1 protein-coding gene is annotated in these 249 nt (G+C 50.6%); it reads left to right on the forward strand.

All coding sequences use genetic code 11. The features are described from left to right. Positions 1–109: 109 nt before the first annotated feature. A partial coding sequence (locus QMN38_RS26855) for an AAC(3) family N-acetyltransferase (protein ID WP_172400500.1) occupies positions 110–249 on the forward strand: 140 nt, incomplete at its 3' end.

Consider the following 249-nt stretch of genomic DNA (forward strand, 5'->3'; position numbering starts at 1 on the left):
GTGAAGATCCTTTTTGATAATCTCATGACCAAAATCCCTTAACGTGAGTTTTCGTTCCACTGAGCGTCAGACCCCGTATAGTGTTTTGCAGTTTAGAGGAGATATCGCGATGCATACGCGGAAGGCAATAACGGAGGCGCTTCAAAAACTCGGAGTCCAAACCGGTGACCTCTTGATGGTGCATGCCTCACTTAAAGCGATTGGTCCGGTCGAAGGAGGAGCGGAGACGGTCGTTGCCGCGTTACGCTC

Source organism: Citrobacter sp. R-1.5.2 (genome assembly GCF_035064245.1).
Lineage (GTDB): Bacteria > Pseudomonadota > Gammaproteobacteria > Enterobacterales > Enterobacteriaceae > Citrobacter.